Here is a 15,973-nt window from a genome sequence, read left to right as displayed (position 1 = left end):
TCACGAGTGTCCTTTCTCGACAGTCGAGCCGAGGTGCGGGAGAGCCGGTACGGGTGGGGTGTCGGGTGGTTCGGGCCAGCGGTGGCCGGCGGATTCGTCGAGGGCCCGGACGACGCGTTCGGGCGTGATCGGCTCGTGCCACACCCGCGCGCCCAGCGGGGCGAGCGCGTCGTTCACGGCGTTGTGCACGGCCGCGGGCGCGCCGGCGGCCCCGGCCTCACCGGCGCCTTTCACGCCCAGCATGGTGATGGGGCTCGGCGTCTCGAGATGGGTGATGCGCACGTCCGGCAGCTCCGGGCCGGTCGGCATGAGGTAGTCGAGCAGGGTCGAGGTGAGCAGCTGGCCGCTCTCGTCGTAGTACAGCCGCTCGAACAACGCCCCGCCGATGCCCTGCGCGACACCGCCGCGGATCTGCCCGTCCACGATGTCCGGGTTGATGAGCACCCCGCAGTCCTCGACGCACGCGTAGTCGACGATGTGCACGAGCCCGCTGTCCTCCTCGACCTCGACGACCGCGGCGTGGGCGCCGTTGTTGAAGGTGACGTTGGGGCCGCTGTACTCCCCCACCACCGACAGCCCGATCCGCAGCTCCGGCGGCAGCCGGTGGGTGCGGAAGTGCGCGACCTCGGCGAGCTCTTCGACTCCCAAGTGGACGTTCGGTGCGCCCGCGACCTGGACCACGCCGTCGCCGATCTCGAGGTCGGCCGGGTCGACCTCCAGCAGGTGCCCGGCGATCGCGAGCAGCCGTTCCTTCACCTCACGGGCGGCCGACGCGGCGGCACCGCTGCTGACCACGGCCGAACGGCTGGCCCACACGCCCGTGCCGTGCGGCACCACCGCCGTGTCGCCGCTGACCACGCTGATCCGGTCGAACGACACCCCGAGGTGGTCGGCCACGACCTGCGCGGCGGTCGTCTGCAGGCCCTGGCCCTGGCCGGGTGTGCCGAGCAGCACGGTGACCGAGCCATCGGCCTCCACGCGCACCTCGACCTGGTCGTGGGCGGTGATCGGGGCGCCGCGCTTGCCGTAGAACATCACGCCGGGTGCGGTGACTTCGACGAAACACGCGAGCCCGACGCCCAGCAGGCGCCCGCGTTCGCGCGCCTCGGCCTTGCGCTTGTCGAGGTCCGGCCCGGCGGGGAGCATGGCGACCAGTTTCTCCAGCGACTCCTGGTGCGAGCCGCTGTCGTAGACCTGACCGGTCACGGAGGTGTAGGGCAGCTCTTCGGGCGCGATCAGGTTGCGGCGCCGCAGTTCCGCCGGGTCGAGCCCGAGCCGGCGCGCGGTCTCGTCGAGCAGCGTCTCCATCGCGAGGATGGCGACGGGGTGCCCGACCCCGCGGTACACCGCCAGCGGCGCCTTGTTGGTGATGGCGACGCGCAAGTGTCCTGAGTAGACGGGGATCCGGTACGGGCCGGGCATGATCGTGGCGACCTGGATGCCTTCGGTGACCATGCTGCGCGGGTACACGGAGTAGGCGCCGCCGTCGCTCACGACCTCCGAACGCAGGCCGAGGATGCGTCCGTCGGCCGCGACGGCCAGCGCGGCGGACACCCGCTCGTCGCGCGCCTGCGTGTCCGACTGCAGCGATTCGACGCGGTCCTGGATCCACTTCACCGGGCGGCGCAGCAGGATGCTGGCCGCGCACGTGGCGACCTCGTCGGAGTACACGTGCGCCTTCATGCCGAACGCGCCGCCGACCTCGTCGGTGAGCACGCGGATGTTGCTCTCCCGCAGGCCGAGCAGCTCGGCGAACGCGGACTGCAGCATGTGCGGCGCCTGGGTGGACAGCCGCACGGTGAGCGACTTCGCCGACGGGTCGAACTCGGCGACGACCCCGCGGGGCTCCAGCGCGACGGCCGTGTGCCGCGCGGTGCTGATGCCGGTCTCCACGACCACGGCGGCCTCGGCGAAGGCCGCTTCGACGTCGCCGGTGCCGAACGTGCCCTCGTAGGCGAGGTTGGACGGCAGCTCGTCGTGCACCTTCGCCGCCGACTCGTCGAGGGCGGCGATGGAGTCGACGACCGGGTCGAGCTCCTCGTAGTCGAGGGTGACCAGCTCCAGCGCGTCCTCCGCGACGGCGCGGCTCTCGGCCACGACCATCACCACGGGCTCGCCGACGTAGTGCATCTTGCCCGTGGCCAGGGGCCGCTGGTCGCCGCCGACCAGGCCCGGCCAGTCGAGCAGGCCCTTCCACGAGCGGCACATCGGGTTGAAGTCGTCCGCGGTGAACACGGCGACCACCCCCGGCGCCTGCTTCGCGGCCTCGACGTCGATCGCCGTGATCAGCGCGTGCGCGACAGGGGCGCGGACGAACGCGGCGTGCAGGCAGCGGGCCGGGGTGACGTCGTCGGCGTAGCGGCCGCGGCCCAGCAGGATCTTCGGGTCCTCGACGCGCTTGACGCGGCGGCCGACCCAGCCTTCGGTGATGCTCACGCCCGCGCCTCCCGCACCTGCTCGGCGTATTCGGCGATCGCGGCCACGATCGGCGCGTACCCGGTGCAGCGGCACAGGTTCCCGGACAGCCGCTCGCGGATCTCGTCGTGCGAGAGGTCCGGGTTCTCCTCGACGGCGGTGACGGCGGCCATCAGGAAGCCCGGCGTGCAGAAGCCGCACTGCAACGCCTGGTGCTCCCAGAACTTCTGCTGCAGCGGGTGCAGCACGTCTTCGGTGCCGGCCGTCTCACCCAGGCCTTCGACGGTGTCCACTGTGGACCCGTGTACCTGTACGGCGAGGGTGAGGCAGCTGCGCACGGCCGTGCCGTCGAGCCGGACGGTGCAGGCACCGCAGACGCCGTGCTCGCAGCCGAGGTGCGTGCCGGTGAGGCCGAGGTCGTGGCGCAGGAAATCGGCGAGCGTGGTCCGCGGTGTGGTGCGCGCCGATTCGGGTTTCCCGTTCACCGTGAGGGATACCTGCGTCGGCTCGTGGGCGTCAAGCACGGGCACTCTCCACTTCGGACTGGCTGCGGGCGGCGGCTTCGGCGAGCGAGCGGGCGACGAGCCGGGTGCCCGCGCGGCGGCGGTAGGTCACGGAGCCGTGGAGGTCGCCGACGACGTCGATCTCGTCGAACGCGCGGGCCGCGGCTTCGGCGAGCACGGCGTCGTCGAGGACCTCGCCGGTGAGGATCGCCTCGGCGGCGGTGGCCCGGCGCGGGGTGCCGGCGATGCCGAACAGCGCGATCCGCGCGTCGGTGCAGCGCCCGGCGGAATCGGTGTCCAGCACGCAGATCACGCCGACGAGGGCGAAGTCGCCACTGCGGCGGGTGATCTCGCGGATCGACCAGCCGGCCGTCGCGGGCACGAGCGGCAGCTCGGCCCCGGCGACGACCTCCCCGTCGGCCAGCGCGGTCAGGTAGGGCCCGAGGAAGAAGTCGCGGGCGGCGATCCGGCGCCGCCGCTCGGCGCCGGCGACGCGCACGGACCCGTCGAGCGCGAGCAGCAACGCGGGCAGCTCGGCCGCGGGGTCGGCGTGCGCGAGCGAGCCGCACACCGTGCCGCGGTTGCGGATCTCGGGATGCCCGACCTGCGCCAGGCTTTCGACGACCAGCGGATGACGGCGGCGCGTCTCGGCGTCGGTCTCGAGCGCCCGCGCGGTGACCGCGGCCGACACGACGAGGCCGTCGGTGTCACGGAAAGCGTGGCCCCGCAGGTCTTTCGCCGTGGTGATGTCCACGAGCACGCTCGGGTTCGACATGCGCAGCGCCATCACCGGGAGGAGGCTCTGCCCACCGCCGAGCACCCGCGCGTCGGGCCCGTGCTCGGCCAGCACCGCCACCGCGTCGCCCAGCGATTCGGCCCGGTGGTAGCCGAAAGCAGGCAGTTTCACCGATTCGCCCTTCTTGCTCGTTCCGGCCAGTGTTCGAAATGCTGAACGCTGTTCGATTTACAGAACGAGTCTCTGAAGAGCCGGGCGGGATGTCAAATCGGACGCGGCCGGCCGATGGGGTTTCCTGGCCGACGGCCTACGGCTTGCGGCCCGAAGCCGAGATCATCGGCGAGGTCGCGAGGTCCAGGCGGCCGGCCGTGACGTTGACCAGGTGCCGGTCGATGTCGGCGTCCGTCGCCAGGCCGGCGGCGACGAGGCCGCCGCGGATCTGGCGGACCGTCGCGGCTTCCAGGGCGGTGCAGGCCGGCGAGGTGATCGGGAAGTACGCGTCGGCGGTGACGTCGGTGAGCCCGGCTTCGCGGAGGGCGCGCGGGAGGGTGCGGCCGTAGGCGAGGTCGGCGCCGCGCGAGGCGAGAAGCTCGCGGAAGGCGCGGCGGAGGCGGTTGGCCAGTGCCTCGTCCGGGCCGCGTTCGTCCAGGCAGATCAGGGGCTGCAGGGTGGGGTCGGCGTCCTCCACCAGCAGGCGGCCGCCGGGGCGCAGGGCGGCGACCAGGGTGCGCAGGGCGCGTGCGCGGTCGGGCACGTGGACCAGGACCAGTCGGGCGTGCAGGAGTTCGAAGCCACCGGGCGGCGGCGCGTCGCGGCCGACGTCGTGGCGGCGGACCTCCACGACGTCACTCGCGGCGGTGGCGGCCCACGACGTGTCGAGGTCGGTGGCCAGCACGTGACCGCCGGGCCCCACGCGCTCGGCGAGCCACGTCACCACCGACGGGCCACCCGCACCGACCTCCCAGCACCGCCACGCCGGGGCGACGCCCAGATCGTCGAAGTGCCGGACCGTCGACGCGTCGAACAGCGCGCTGAGCGCGTCGAAGCGCGAGCCCGCTTCCGGCTGGGCGTTGTCGAGGAGGTAGCCCTCGTCCGGGGAGGTCATGGCGGTGATTGTGCAGCACCCGACAAGCCGTAGACCCGTTCCGCCGTGCCGCCGAACACAAAAGCGCGTTCGGCTGCCGTCAGGTGCGCGGTGAGGGCGTCGGCGGCCGAGAAGACCTGGCCGTAGGTGCCCGCGAGCAGGCACACCGGCCAGTCCGAGCCGTACATGAGCCGCGCCGGGCCGAACGAGGACAGCGCGACGTCGGCGTACGGGCGCAGGTCCGCGACCGTCCACTGTGGCCACGAGGCTTCCGTGACCAGGCCCGAAAGTTTGGCCACGACATTCGGCTCACGAGCCAGCGACCGCAAGTGGGAAGCCCACGGCTCCACCGCCCCCGACGCGATCGGCGGCTTGCCCAGGTGGTCGAGCACGAACGTCAGCTCCGGCACCGCCCGCACGGTCTCGAGCGCCGCCGCGAACTGCTCCGGACGCACCAGCAGGTCGAACGTCAGGCCCGCGGCGGCAACGGCCCGCAGCCCGGCGCGGACGTCCGGCCGGCAGAGCCACCGCGGGTCCGGTTCGGACTGCACTCCGTGGCGGAGGCCGACCAGCCGCGTGCCGCGGAACCGCGCGAGGTCGAGGTCCGGCGTCGTCAGGTCGGCCCACCCAACGACGCCGGCGACCAGCGGATCCGGCAGCGCCAGCAGCTGCTCCGTCTCCGCCGCCGAGCCGACGGCCTGCACGAGCACCGTTCGCGTGACCCGAGTGCCGAGCGTCGCCAGGCGCAGGTCGCGCACGGTGAACGGGCGGCGGATCGGCGCGAGCGCGGGCCGGTCCAGCCACGGCTGCGGATGCACCGCCGGGTGCCACAGGTGGTGGTGGGCGTCGACGTGGTTCAGAGCTCCTCCACGCGGAACGCCGTCCGGTAGGTGCGTGACTCCCCCGGCTCCAGCCACGTCATGCTGCCGTCCTCCCGCGCGGACGACTCGCCGCCGACGTGGTGCGTCGACGGTTCCAGCCCCACCGCGTAGTTGCCGGCCCGCAGGTTGAGCCACTCGAAGAAGCACGGGAACTCGCCTTGGGACCAGTGCACGCTCACCGCGAGACCCAGCCGCTCGTTGACGATCGCCGCGGTTCCGCTCGTCAGCTCGTGTTCGTACACCTGCTCCACGAACCCCGGGATCGGCGGCGGGAGCACCCGGTGGTCGACCCCCTGCGACGCGACGCTGTCCGACTGCCACACCGTGCGCGCCACCGGCGCGACGAACCGCGCGCCCTCGTCGAGCAGCGGCCAGCCGAGGTTGATGTGGTAGAGGAACATGTGCGGCATCGGCTCGAACGCCGGGTTGTGCACCGTGTCGACCAGCCGGATCTCGTTGCCGCCCAGGTCGGCCTCGATCCGCCGGGTGAGCGTGAGGTTCTCGCCGAACACCGCCGCCTGCCGCACCTCGCCCTCGGCCCACAGCACGCAGCGGTCGCCCTCCCACGTCGAGCCGTAGCCGTGCAGTCGAGCGGGAATGTTGGCGACCCGGCCGTGCAACCCGTGCCGCACGGTCTCGCGCGGCGGATAGCGGTAGCCCGCCGAATCCACCGAGCCGCCGAACAGCGTGTGGTCGAGACCGCCCGTGACCAGCAACCCGGTGAACGACCGCAGCCACGACAAGCCGTCCTCGTCGGCGTGCTCGTGCAGGCCGGGGTGGCGCACGCCGGTGGGCGAGCTCCAGCCGAACGCGCGCCCCGCGTGCTCGGCCGCGCCGAGGTCCATCGCCCGGTCGACGAGCACCTCGAACGCCAGCCCGCTGCCCGTGCGGAACTCCAGCGCCCGCACGCCGCGCTCGGCGCCGTCCGCGAGCGTCACCAGCCGCACGCCGCCCGCACCACCGCGCGCCGCGAGCTCGCGCCGGTCGTGCGTCTGTCCGTAAAGGTCGGTCATGTCATCACCCAGCCACCGTTGACCTCGATCGTCTGCCCGGTCACGAACGACGCGTCCGGGCCCGTCAGGAACGCCACCACCGCGGCCAGCTCCTCGGGCCGGCCCCGGCGGTTGAGCGCTTGCCGCTCCAGCACGAACGCCCGGTACGCCTCCGGGTCTTCGTGGATCTCCTCCGCCGCCGTGGGAAAGGCCCCCGGCGACAGGCAGTTCACGCGGATCTCGTGCGGCCCCAGCTCCCGTGCGAGGGCCTTCGTCAACGCGGCCGCGGCACCCTTCGTCGCCACGTACGCGGCGAGGTCGGACCAGCCGCCGTGCATCGTGATCGACGCGATGTTCACGATCGCGCCGCCGCCCGCGGTCACCATGCCGGGCACCACGGCCTGCGCGGCGACCCAGTACGCCCGCTGGTTCACGGCGTGGACCTCGTCGTACTCGGCGAGCTCCACCTCGACGAACGGCCGGCTCGGGTACACGGCCGCGTTGTTGACCAGCACCCCGACGGGCCCGAGCTCGACGGCGGTCCGTTCGACGGCGGCCGTCAGCGCGTCGGCGTCGCGCAGGTCGACGACAAGGGGCAGCACCTTCGACCCGGTCAGGCGTGCGGTCTCGGCGAGGGCGTCGGCGTCCCGGTCGAGCGCGGCGACGGCGTCGCCCCGGGAAGCGAGCCGCAGTACGGTGGCGCGGCCGAGCGCACCGCCGGCGCCGGTGACGAGTGCGGTGGTCATGCGTCCCTCCATTCGCGGTAGCGGGCGGTGAGCCGGCCGTGAACCCGGGGATCGCGCGCCGCGAGTCCGTCGCGCAGAATCCGTGCCGCCTCGGTCTGGAACCGGATGTAGCCCGGCTCCCGGGGCCGGACCCACGCCCGCTCGAGTGTCGTGGCGGTGTCGGCGTGGAACCCGGGCGAAGTCCATGCGCGACGGTCGGCCGCCTGCCCGCCGAACGCCGGGAACACCTCCGTCTGGACGTCGGCCGCGATCATCCGCCGCGCGACCGCTCGCGCCTCGTCCTCGGGCGCTTTGCGCGACACGGCGAGCCCGGTACCGCCGAGCACGCTGCCGATCCCTGCCGGGCCGGCCGGCGCGTCCTCGAAGGACAGCAGCGGATAACCGGTGTAGCCGTACACGAGCGGGCAGTACCGCACCGGGCCGTCGGTCATCGCCGCCAGCGCGCCGATCGGATTCCGTGCCCACACGGCCGGATCGGCCCATGCCACCAGCTCGGCCATGACCTCCACGGCCCGGCCTGCCGCGTCGGTGAACGGCTCGATCCCGAACGCGACGCACAGCGCGAAGTACATCAGCAACGCGTGCGGCCCACCGAGGCACGGAGCCACGCCGCCTTCGCGAGCGACCGAAAGCACGTCGTCCCAGGTCTTCGGCTGATCGGCGAACGTCGCCACCGACACCTGTGCGGCGGCGTCGATCGGCAGCGCCCAGGTCCGCCCGTCGAGCACGTAGGAGTCGTAGCTCGCCCCGATCGTCCCCGCCCGCCAGGCGCCCAGTTCCGCGACGTCCAGCAGCTCCTCCATCGGCACCAGGTGGTCGAGGGCCGCGCCGAGCCCCGGGTGGTCGACCACGAGCAGGTCGTACTCCGCCGCCAGTTCCGCGATCGGCGTGGACTCGAAGCCCTCCAACGGCTGGCGGTCCCACTCGACACCACCTTCGCGACGGGCCAGCTCGTCCAGCGGCCCGTATCCGCGCGGGTGATCCCACGTCAGCCCTTTCACGGCACCAGCACCACCTTGTCGTGCACCAGCGCGGCGATCCGCTCCGGCGCGTAGCCCAGCTCACGCAGGATCTCGCCGCTGTGCTCGCCCGTCACCGGCGCGCCCCGGCGCACCGACGGCGGTGTCGCGCTGAACCCGTACGGGAAGCCCGGCGTGGTCACCGGTCCCTCGGTGGCGTGCTCGTAGCGCACGAACGAGCCGTTGTGGACGACCTGCGGATCCTGGAGCAGATCGGCATAGGAGTACACCGGCCCGGCCCAGATCCCCGCCTCGTGCAGCCGCGCGAGCCAGTCGTCCGTCGAGCGCTCCGGCAGCCGCTCCCGCACCAGTGCGGTGATCTCGTCGCGCTTCGCGTGCCCGTCCACGTCGGTGTCCATCGTGGACAGTTCCGGCAGGTCGAGCGCCACGGCCAGCGCGCCCAAGGGCGGCATGGCCAGCGCGAGGTGCCCGTCCGCGGTCTCGAAGACCCCGTACGGAGCCCGGATGTAGGTGTGCCCGTGCGCCTCGCTCCCCCGCCGCTGTGGCACGCCGCCGACGGTGAACACCGACAGCTCCTGCATCTGCACCGCGATCGCCGCGTCCAGCATGTTCACCGTCACCAGCTGGCCTTCCCCGGTCCGCTCGCGGTGCAGCAGCGCGGCCAGCGCACCCTCGAACGCGCTGTAGGCCGTGATCGCGTCGATCGCGTACGTCCCCGCGGGCAGCGGTGGATCGGCGGCGCGCCCCACGCTGTACATCGCGCCGCTCATGGCCTGCAGCAACAGGTCCTGCCCCGGCCGTTGCGCGTACGGCCCGGTCTCGCCGTAACCCGAGATCGACACGTACACGACACCCGGGTTGATCTCGCGCACCGTCTCGTAGTCCAGCCCCAGCCGTTGCGCCACGCCCGGCCGGTAGTTCTGCAGCACCACGTCCGCGGTCGCGATCAGGTCGTGCGCGGCCTGGCGACCGGCCGGCGCCTTGAGGTCCACGGCGAGGCTGCGCTTGTTGCGGTTGAGCGACAGGAACGACGGGTTGACCGCCACCCCGGTCGCGCCGCCCGCCGGCGCGTGGCGCTGCCACTCGCCGCCCGGCGGCTCGACCTTCACCACGTCCGCGCCGAGGTCGCCCAGCCGCATCGAGGCCAGCGGCCCGGCCATCGCGATCGACACGTCGACCACGCGGTACCCGTCGAGCACTCCCATCGTCACTCCCCTGTGAACCGCGGTTCGCGGCGCTGCGCGAAGGCCGCTCGGCCCTCCGCCGCGTCCGCTGTGGACAGACACACCGTCTGGAGGTCCCGCTCGTAGGCGATGGCCTGATCCAGCGGCATCGAGTACGCCGCGCGCAGGTTGGCTTTGGCCGTCTGCGCGGCGATCGGGGCCCGCGCGGCGATCCGCTCGGCGAGCGCAACCGCGTTCGGCAGCAGCTCGGCGGGTTCGGTCACCTCACTGACGAGGCCCCACGTCAGCGCCTGGGCCGCGGAGACCGGGTCACCCGTGAGCAGCATCGTCGCCGCGTTGCCCGGCCCGACGCTGTGCGCGAGCAGGGCCGACTGGCCGCTGCCGCCGATCCAGCCGAGCTTGATCTCGGGTGCGGCGAAGGTCGCGGTCGCGGCGGCGAGCCGGATGTCACACGCCAACGCCAGCTCCAGGCCACCGCCGAAGGCGAAGCCGTTGACGGCCGCGATCACCGGCGTGCGCAGGGCTCGGATCGTGTCCCCGTAGTCGGCGCGGTTGCGGAACGCCCACGGCGTGGCGTAGCGGTCCAGCTCGCCGATGTCGCTGCCCGCGCAGAACGCCCTGTCGCCCGCGCCCGTCAGCACGATCGCCCGCACGTCCGGGTCCGCGTCCAGCGCGGCGGCGTGGACGCGCAGGGCCGCCGCCATGTCCGGCGTGATCGCATTGCGCTTCGCCGGGCGGTTCAGCGTCAGCACCGCGACCCGTCCCGTGACCGTGCAGTCCACTTCGGACACACTTGCGCCGGACCCGTGGCCGTGTCTAGGTTCCCCCTCGGCCCCGGAACGGGCCGCAGAATCCCCACGAGGATCGAGGTCAGCCGTGCTCATCGTTCGTTTCCTTTCCCCGGGCGGAACCCACCCGGCCGTCGGCGTCCGCACCGCGGACACCGTCCTCGAGCTGCCGGTGACGTCCATCGGCGAGCTGCTCGCCCTGCCGCTGCACGAGCTGCAGGACCTGTGCGCCGGCGCGGACGGCCCGTCGCACGACGTGGCCGGGCTCCGGCTCCTGCCTCCCGTCGACCGGCGGACCGAGGTCTGGGCGGCGGGCGTCACCTACCAGCGCTCGCGCGAGGCGCGGATCACCGAAAGCGAGCGCTCCGCCGACGTCTACGACCTCGTGTACGAGGCCCCGCGGCCCGAGCTGTTCTTCAAGTCCGCCGCCTGGCGCGTGACCGGCGACGGCGAGTCCGTGGCGATCCGCACCGACTCCGGCATCGACGTGCCGGAGCCGGAGCTCGGGCTCGTCGTCAACTCCCGCGCCGAGGTCGTCGGGTACACGGTCGTCAACGACATGAGCTCGCGCAGCATCGAAGGCATCAACCCGCTCTACCTGCCCCAGGCCAAGATCTACCTGGGCGGCTGCGCCGTCGGCCCCGGCATCCGGCCCGCCTGGGAGGTGGCCGACGCGACGAACCTCCCGATCGAGCTGGAGATCCACCGCGCCGGCGCCCTCGTGTGGTCGGGCGCCACCAGCACCTCGTTGCTGCACCGCGGTTTCGACGAGCTGGTGGAGTACCTCTTCCGCGCCGACGTGTTCCCCGACGGCGTGGTGCTCGCCACCGGCACCGCGCTGGTGCCGGACCTGCCGTTCACTCTCGCCGCCGGCGACCGGGTCGCGATCACCGTCGGCGAGGTCGGCACTCTCACGAGCACCGTGGTGTCCGGAAAGGACGAGGTGGCGAAGCTGCTCGAAGCCCGGTGAAGTCCCGTGGGGGCCGGGATCGCCCGGCCCCCACCGGGGTCACTTCGTGGGCGACACCGTGGCCGGCGGCCGCGGGTACGGGAACGCCGCGGTCACGCCGATCTTGTCGTACTGCATGCGCGAGGCGTCGAACCCGGCCGCCCAGTTGGCGTTGGTCACCGTGTTGCACTGGTAGCTCTGGTACTTGTCGTCGGTGACCTTGCCGACCTCGATGTCGCTGAAGGTGAACCCGCAGCCGCCCGCGTCCATGTGCACCCCGCGGGTGCCGCTGTCCGGCATCGACGCGTCCGGGAGGACGTCGCCGATCACCACCTGGGACACCGAGTTGTCGAAGGTGTAGGGCTCGACGTTGTCGACGCCGTAGGTGTAGAAGGCGCCCATGTCACCGCTGTCCAGCCCGGCTTCCTGCAGGTTCAGGTACTTGAACGTGTTGTTCTGCGCGTAGTCGTCGCCCGGCTGGACCTCCGGCCGCGCCTCGAGGCTCACCGCGTACCGCGCGCTGTGGTCGATCACGCTGTAGCTGACCTCGTTGGAGCCGGTGTCCATCAGCTCGACGCCGGCCGCGTCGCCGGGGACCAGCTCGCCGAAGTGGTGGATGTAGTTGTCGGTGAACAGGTGGTGGTTGGAGATGTCGCCCTCGCCGGGATAGCCGCCTTCCACCTTGATGCCGTCGGCGCCGATGTGGTCGATGAGGCTGTCGGTCACCGAGAAGTGGTCGTTGGCGAAGAGCGCGTACACGGCCGTGAACCCGGTCTCGGAGATGTGTGCGTTCTTCAGCGTGACGTGCGACGTGTTGGTCACGCGCACCGCGCCGAAGCGGTCGCGCGGCATCTCGACCTGGCGGTCGTACTGCGGGTACTGGTGGATGTCACCCGAGTCGCCGTCGTTGATCCAGCCGTTGCGGTACCAGTCGACGTAGTCGGAGTACTGCACGCCGAGCCCGTCGAAGGTGAGGTCGTGCGCGCGGTGCTCGGGTGAGCTGCCGGCCACGTTCACCACGGTCTGCACCGTCGGGCGGATCACCGAGCTGTCGGTGGGCTTCTCGCCGTTCTTCGGCCAGTAGTAGACCTCGCCGTTCTTGTAGTCCACGTAGAACTCGCCGGGCTGGTCGAGGAAGTCGAGCGAGTTCTGCAGGAAGTACCGCGAGCCGCCGCCGCTGTTGTGCAGGGCGTAGCGCGTGTTGTACTTCATCGTCAGCTGGTTCTTGGTGAAGTTGACGTCGAGGATCGGCACGGTGTCGGTGAACCAGCTCCAGCTGCCGCCCGACCAGATCGTCAGCGAGGCCTGCGAGAGGTCCCAGCTCGGGTCCCAGTCACCGGGGTTGGACCAGAGCCAGTTGTGCACGGCCTCCTTCGAGATGTCCGGCAGCGCCGAGGTGAGGTAGGGCGCCCACGTGTCCGGCGTCGCCCGGTTCGGGTAGCGGGCCACGGTGGCGCGCTCGCCGTTCTCGAACATTGTGTAGAACGGCTTCGTCTTGTCGAAGGGCGCCTTGTAGATGTTGCCCTGGTACGGCTGCCAGCCGGTGATCGGCGCGCCGCCGAGCAGGCGGGCCTTGCCGGGCCCGTCGGCGCTGCGGTACACGACCTGGTGCCCGTTGGCCCCGGAGTCGCCCTCGTCGAACGAGATCGTCTGGGTCACCGGGTAGTCGCCGGCGGCGAGGTTGACGTGGATGTCGCAGCGCATCTGTTTTTCCGAGTTCCAGCCGTGGCTGCTGATCTCGTCACGCGCGTGCTGCACCGTCTTCCACGGGTGCTTGGCCGAGCCGTCCGCCTTGTCGTTGCCCTGCGTCGAGACGTAGAGCTCCTTCGGCGTGCACGAACCGTGTCCCTGGACGTCTGCGGAGGCGGACTGGACGGAGACGAACCCCGCCAGCAGCACCACCCCCACCGAGACTCTCATCAGTTTCTTGCGCGTTCCACCGAACATGCGATCTCCTTCGCGGGGGTGTGCTGCGGATCTCTGCGGTGCATCTACTGGTGGCGGCGGTCCCGCCAGGCCTCGAACTCGGCGCGCGAGTCCGGGGTCAGCGGGTAGTAGTCGGAGAGGCGGGCGCCTTCCTCCAGCCGGGACCGGCTGAAGCGCTCCCACTCCTCGTGGTCGCGGGCCGCCTCCATCACGTGCGGGGCCTTGAGCCTGGGCACGACCACTGCGCCGTCGTCGTCGGCGACGACGAGGTCACCGGGCAGCACGAGCACGCCGCCGCACGCGACGGGCACGTGGTAGGCCCACGGGAAAAGCTCGGCCTGCGACGCGTAGTGCGGGGTCGTGCCGGTGCACCAGATCGGCACCCCGAGCTGCTCGACGCGCGGCGAGTCCCGGATCCGGCCGTCGACGACGATCCCGGCCCCGCCCTTGCGCTTGAAGTAGCGCACGAGCATGTCGCCGAAGCAGCCGGTGAACGCGCTGCCGTAGGCCTGCACCACGAGGACGTCGCCGGGCTGGATCTCCTCCAGCACGGCCCACAGCGCGGTGCTGCGTTCCACGTACTCCTGCGCGACGCCGGAAGCGACGTCCTCGCGCTGCGGCATGAACTGCAGCGTCACGGCCCGGCCGACCACCTTCTGCCCGGTCGTGAGCGGCCGCGGCCCCTCCACGAACGTGCGGCGGATGCCCTGCCGGTGCAGCTGGGCGCACGCGGTGGCGGAGCTGACGGCCTCGAGCCCGCGCACCAGCGCGGGATCGGCCGGGCCCGGGTCCGCGCCGCGGACCGGGAGCTCCCACACCGGTGCCGGCGCTGTGTCGCCGTTGCGTTCCACTGGTCGGCTCCTCACTCGTCGAAACTGTGGTGCGCGGCCGGGTAGGCGCGCGGGGTCAGGAACAGGTCCAGCCGGATGCCGTGCCCCGGCGGCAGCACGACCTGCAGACGGGGTCCGCCGACGTCGGCCGTCCGCGTCGAGGCCGGCGAATCCGGTGCGGTGTAAGCGCGCGGGTCACCCGGGTAACCCTGCGGCGCGGCGGTGTAGGCGACCCGGTCGATGCGGTGCTCGCCGAACCCGCCCGCCTGCACGACCACCCGGCGCTCGTCCGACAGTCCGATGTGGACCAGCTCGACGCGCACGTGCTCGTCGGTCGCGAGGTCCACCAGCGCCGCGATGTCCGGCGGGAGGCCCGGCCGCTGCCGGCCGACGTCGAAGTACGCGAGCCGGCTCGGCAGCAGGCCGCCGTTGTAGAGCACCTGCGGCGTACCGGTGACCAGTTGCAGCAATGCTTCGGTGAGCACCGGGTTGTGGCGCTGCCAGTGGTGCACGTGGACCGTCGCCGGGTCGGCCGTGTCGGCCTCGATCAGCGCGAGGCGCCGCGCAACCTGGCCGAGCGCGGTCCGCAGCATCGCGTCCGGGTAGCCCGGGTTGGCGCCGCGCAGGAACTCCAGCCACGGCGCTTCGTGGCCGGCCTCCTCTTTGTTGCGGAACTCGCGCACCTCGGCCCAGTCGTAGCCGCTCGCCTTGCGCAGGCGGTCGAGCCGGTCGCGGTCGGCCGGCTGCCCCGCGGCTTGCCAGAGCCACGCGGACAGCCCGAGCTGGGGCGGCTGGAAGTCGAACCAGCCCTGGTCACTGTGGCGGTTGGGCACGAGCAGGGTCTCGGCGTCGACGTCGAGCTCGGCCTCCCAGCGGTCGCGGATGCTCGCGTCGGAACCCGCGACCGTGCCGCGGATCCCGTGTGCCTCGACGGTGTCGAGCGGGCCGCGGGCGAGGTCGAGCCGGTCGGCGGCCCCCGTGACCAGCACCGTGTGCACGGCGGCGATGACCGCGGCCGCGCCGACGCTGTAGATGCCGTGGGGCCACGCCCAGCCGTAGTTGCCGCCGTACCACCGGCCGCCGTGCAGCTCCCCGACCTCGCCGTGCGCGCCGACGTTGTCCGGCAGCACGCCGTCGTTGGCCGCGGCTCGCTCGCGCCACGCGTCGACGTACTCCAGGACCCAGTCGCGGTAGCGGTCCTCGTGGCCGTAGAGCCACGCGTTGGCGGCCAGACCCGTCGCCGCGAGGTTCACCGCCGTGTCGCCGCGGCCGATGCGCTCGTCCATCGCGGTGCCCATCGCGCGGGCCTTGGCGGGGTCGGCGAGATCGGCCCACTCGCGCACGCCCGGCACGTCGGGCAGCGGCAAGCCGAACGGGCGCATCGACTTCAGGTCCGCGTGGTAGGACTGCCACTCGTCGCTGATGCCGTAGCGCGGGCCGCCGGCGCCGTTGTGCGGCGCCCGGATCGTGCGCGTGGCCGGGTCGTAGTTGCCCGCCGGCGAACCCGGCAGGTACAGGTCGGCGAAGCGATAGGCGCGTTCGCGGAACGCCGCGTCCTGCGGGTCCGCCGCGCAGATCCCGTAGAACAGCAGCAGCGATTCGCCCTGGTGGAACCAGTCGTAGCCGCGTTCGAACTCGTCGACGAGGTACCCGGCCTCGGTCAGCTGCCGCGTGACGCCCGTCCAGTGGTGCTTGGCGGCGGCCAGCAGGTCGTCGGCGCCGCCGAGCTGGTAGAGCACGGGCCAGTTGAAGAACGCCTCGTAGAAGTCATCGGCGCCGTCACGGCTTTCGCCGGTGCCGCGGAAGATCAGCCGGCCGTCGGGTTCGCAGTAGCGGGCGGCGAACGTCCGCCACGCCGTGTCGAGCACGTCGAACAGGCGGCGTTCGAGCACGGCCCAGCTCGGTGGCGCGCCGAGCGGAACGGTCGCCGCCACCGTGGGGGTGGTGGTCATGACTGCC

The 15,973-nt window shown here is 72.3% G+C and carries 14 protein-coding genes; 1 reads left to right on the top strand and 13 read right to left on the bottom strand.

What is annotated here, in order from left to right; all coding sequences use genetic code 11:
* From AB0878_RS10320 to AB0878_RS10275, 10 genes are all read right to left on the bottom strand, one after another.
* On the bottom strand, positions 1–2,436 hold the full coding sequence (locus AB0878_RS10320) for a xanthine dehydrogenase family protein molybdopterin-binding subunit (protein WP_366578463.1): 2,436 nt from the start codon (positions 2,434–2,436) through the stop codon (positions 1–3).
* Positions 2,433–2,939, bottom strand: coding sequence for a (2Fe-2S)-binding protein (locus tag AB0878_RS10315; RefSeq protein WP_366578461.1), 507 nt, complete (start codon positions 2,937–2,939; stop codon positions 2,433–2,435). The genes AB0878_RS10320 and AB0878_RS10315 overlap by 4 nt, the downstream gene beginning before the upstream one ends.
* Positions 2,932–3,825: an FAD binding domain-containing protein gene (locus AB0878_RS10310; protein WP_366578459.1), complete on the bottom strand. Its 894-nt coding sequence runs from the start codon at positions 3,823–3,825 to the stop codon at positions 2,932–2,934. The genes AB0878_RS10315 and AB0878_RS10310 overlap by 8 nt, the downstream gene beginning before the upstream one ends.
* A gap of 136 nt (positions 3,826–3,961) precedes the next feature.
* Positions 3,962–4,759 (bottom strand): methyltransferase domain-containing protein, encoded by a 798-nt coding sequence (locus AB0878_RS10305; RefSeq protein WP_366578458.1) that lies wholly within the window; start codon positions 4,757–4,759, stop codon positions 3,962–3,964.
* Positions 4,756–5,598, bottom strand: a complete 843-nt coding sequence (locus AB0878_RS10300) for an amidohydrolase family protein (RefSeq protein WP_366578716.1) — start codon at positions 5,596–5,598, stop codon at positions 4,756–4,758. Before AB0878_RS10300 ends, AB0878_RS10305 begins: the two co-directional genes overlap by 4 nt.
* On the bottom strand, positions 5,595–6,632 hold the full coding sequence (locus AB0878_RS10295; protein ID WP_366578456.1) for an aldose 1-epimerase family protein: 1,038 nt from the start codon (positions 6,630–6,632) through the stop codon (positions 5,595–5,597). The genes AB0878_RS10300 and AB0878_RS10295 overlap by 4 nt, the downstream gene beginning before the upstream one ends.
* The gene (locus tag AB0878_RS10290) at positions 6,629–7,357 is read right to left on the bottom strand and encodes an SDR family oxidoreductase (RefSeq protein WP_366578454.1); all 729 of its coding nucleotides are present in this window, start codon (positions 7,355–7,357) and stop codon (positions 6,629–6,631) included. The genes AB0878_RS10295 and AB0878_RS10290 overlap by 4 nt, the downstream gene beginning before the upstream one ends.
* Positions 7,354–8,358 (bottom strand): hypothetical protein, encoded by a 1,005-nt coding sequence (locus AB0878_RS10285; protein ID WP_366578452.1) that lies wholly within the window; start codon positions 8,356–8,358, stop codon positions 7,354–7,356. The genes AB0878_RS10290 and AB0878_RS10285 overlap by 4 nt, the downstream gene beginning before the upstream one ends.
* Positions 8,355–9,542 carry a CoA transferase gene (locus AB0878_RS10280; protein WP_366578450.1) on the bottom strand — a complete coding sequence of 396 codons (1,188 nt, stop codon included), beginning with the start codon at positions 9,540–9,542 and terminating at the stop codon, positions 8,355–8,357. Before AB0878_RS10280 ends, AB0878_RS10285 begins: the two co-directional genes overlap by 4 nt.
* 2 nt (positions 9,543–9,544) lie before the next feature.
* Positions 9,545–10,303 (bottom strand): enoyl-CoA hydratase-related protein, encoded by a 759-nt coding sequence (locus tag AB0878_RS10275; protein WP_366578448.1) that lies wholly within the window; start codon positions 10,301–10,303, stop codon positions 9,545–9,547.
* A gap of 94 nt (positions 10,304–10,397) precedes the next feature.
* On the opposite strand from AB0878_RS10275, the gene AB0878_RS10270 reads away from it, so the two are divergent.
* Entirely contained in the window at positions 10,398–11,279 is an 882-nt protein-coding gene (locus tag AB0878_RS10270; RefSeq protein WP_366578446.1) for a fumarylacetoacetate hydrolase family protein, read from the top strand.
* A gap of 39 nt (positions 11,280–11,318) precedes the next feature.
* Here AB0878_RS10270 and AB0878_RS10265 read toward each other — a convergent pair whose 3' ends face one another.
* The 3 genes from AB0878_RS10265 to AB0878_RS10255 are packed head-to-tail and all read right to left on the bottom strand — an operon-like array spanning position 11,319 to position 15,966.
* Positions 11,319–13,205, bottom strand: a complete 1,887-nt coding sequence (locus AB0878_RS10265) for a right-handed parallel beta-helix repeat-containing protein (protein ID WP_366578444.1) — start codon at positions 13,203–13,205, stop codon at positions 11,319–11,321.
* A gap of 44 nt (positions 13,206–13,249) precedes the next feature.
* Positions 13,250–14,035, bottom strand: a complete 786-nt coding sequence (locus AB0878_RS10260) for a ribonuclease activity regulator RraA (RefSeq protein WP_366578442.1) — start codon at positions 14,033–14,035, stop codon at positions 13,250–13,252.
* An 11-nt stretch (positions 14,036–14,046) separates the two neighbouring features.
* Positions 14,047–15,966 (bottom strand): hypothetical protein, encoded by a 1,920-nt coding sequence (locus tag AB0878_RS10255; RefSeq protein ID WP_366578441.1) that lies wholly within the window; start codon positions 15,964–15,966, stop codon positions 14,047–14,049.
* Between the last annotated feature and the right edge of the window lie 7 nt (positions 15,967–15,973).

It is taken from the genome of Amycolatopsis sp. NPDC047767 (assembly GCF_040704195.1).
In the GTDB taxonomy this organism is placed as follows: Bacteria; Actinomycetota; Actinomycetes; order Mycobacteriales; family Pseudonocardiaceae; genus Amycolatopsis.
Note: the sequence above shows the minus strand (reverse complement) of the source record. Positions and strands in the feature narration are given on the sequence as shown.

Excerpts from the sequence above, each read along its gene's own strand:
- AB0878_RS10305 (WP_366578458.1), bottom strand. The coding sequence starts at position 4,759 with ATGACCTCCCCGGACGAGGGCTACCTCCTCGACAACGCCCAGCCGGAA.
- AB0878_RS10255 (WP_366578441.1), bottom strand. The coding sequence starts at position 15,966 with ATGACCACCACCCCCACGGTGGCGGCGACCGTTCCGCTCGGCGCGCCA.
- AB0878_RS10295 (WP_366578456.1), bottom strand. The coding sequence starts at position 6,632 with ATGACCGACCTTTACGGACAGACGCACGACCGGCGCGAGCTCGCGGCG.
- AB0878_RS10280 (WP_366578450.1), bottom strand. The coding sequence starts at position 9,542 with ATGGGAGTGCTCGACGGGTACCGCGTGGTCGACGTGTCGATCGCGATG.
- AB0878_RS10265 (WP_366578444.1), bottom strand. The coding sequence starts at position 13,205 with ATGTTCGGTGGAACGCGCAAGAAACTGATGAGAGTCTCGGTGGGGGTG.
- AB0878_RS10290 (WP_366578454.1), bottom strand. The coding sequence starts at position 7,357 with ATGACCACCGCACTCGTCACCGGCGCCGGCGGTGCGCTCGGCCGCGCC.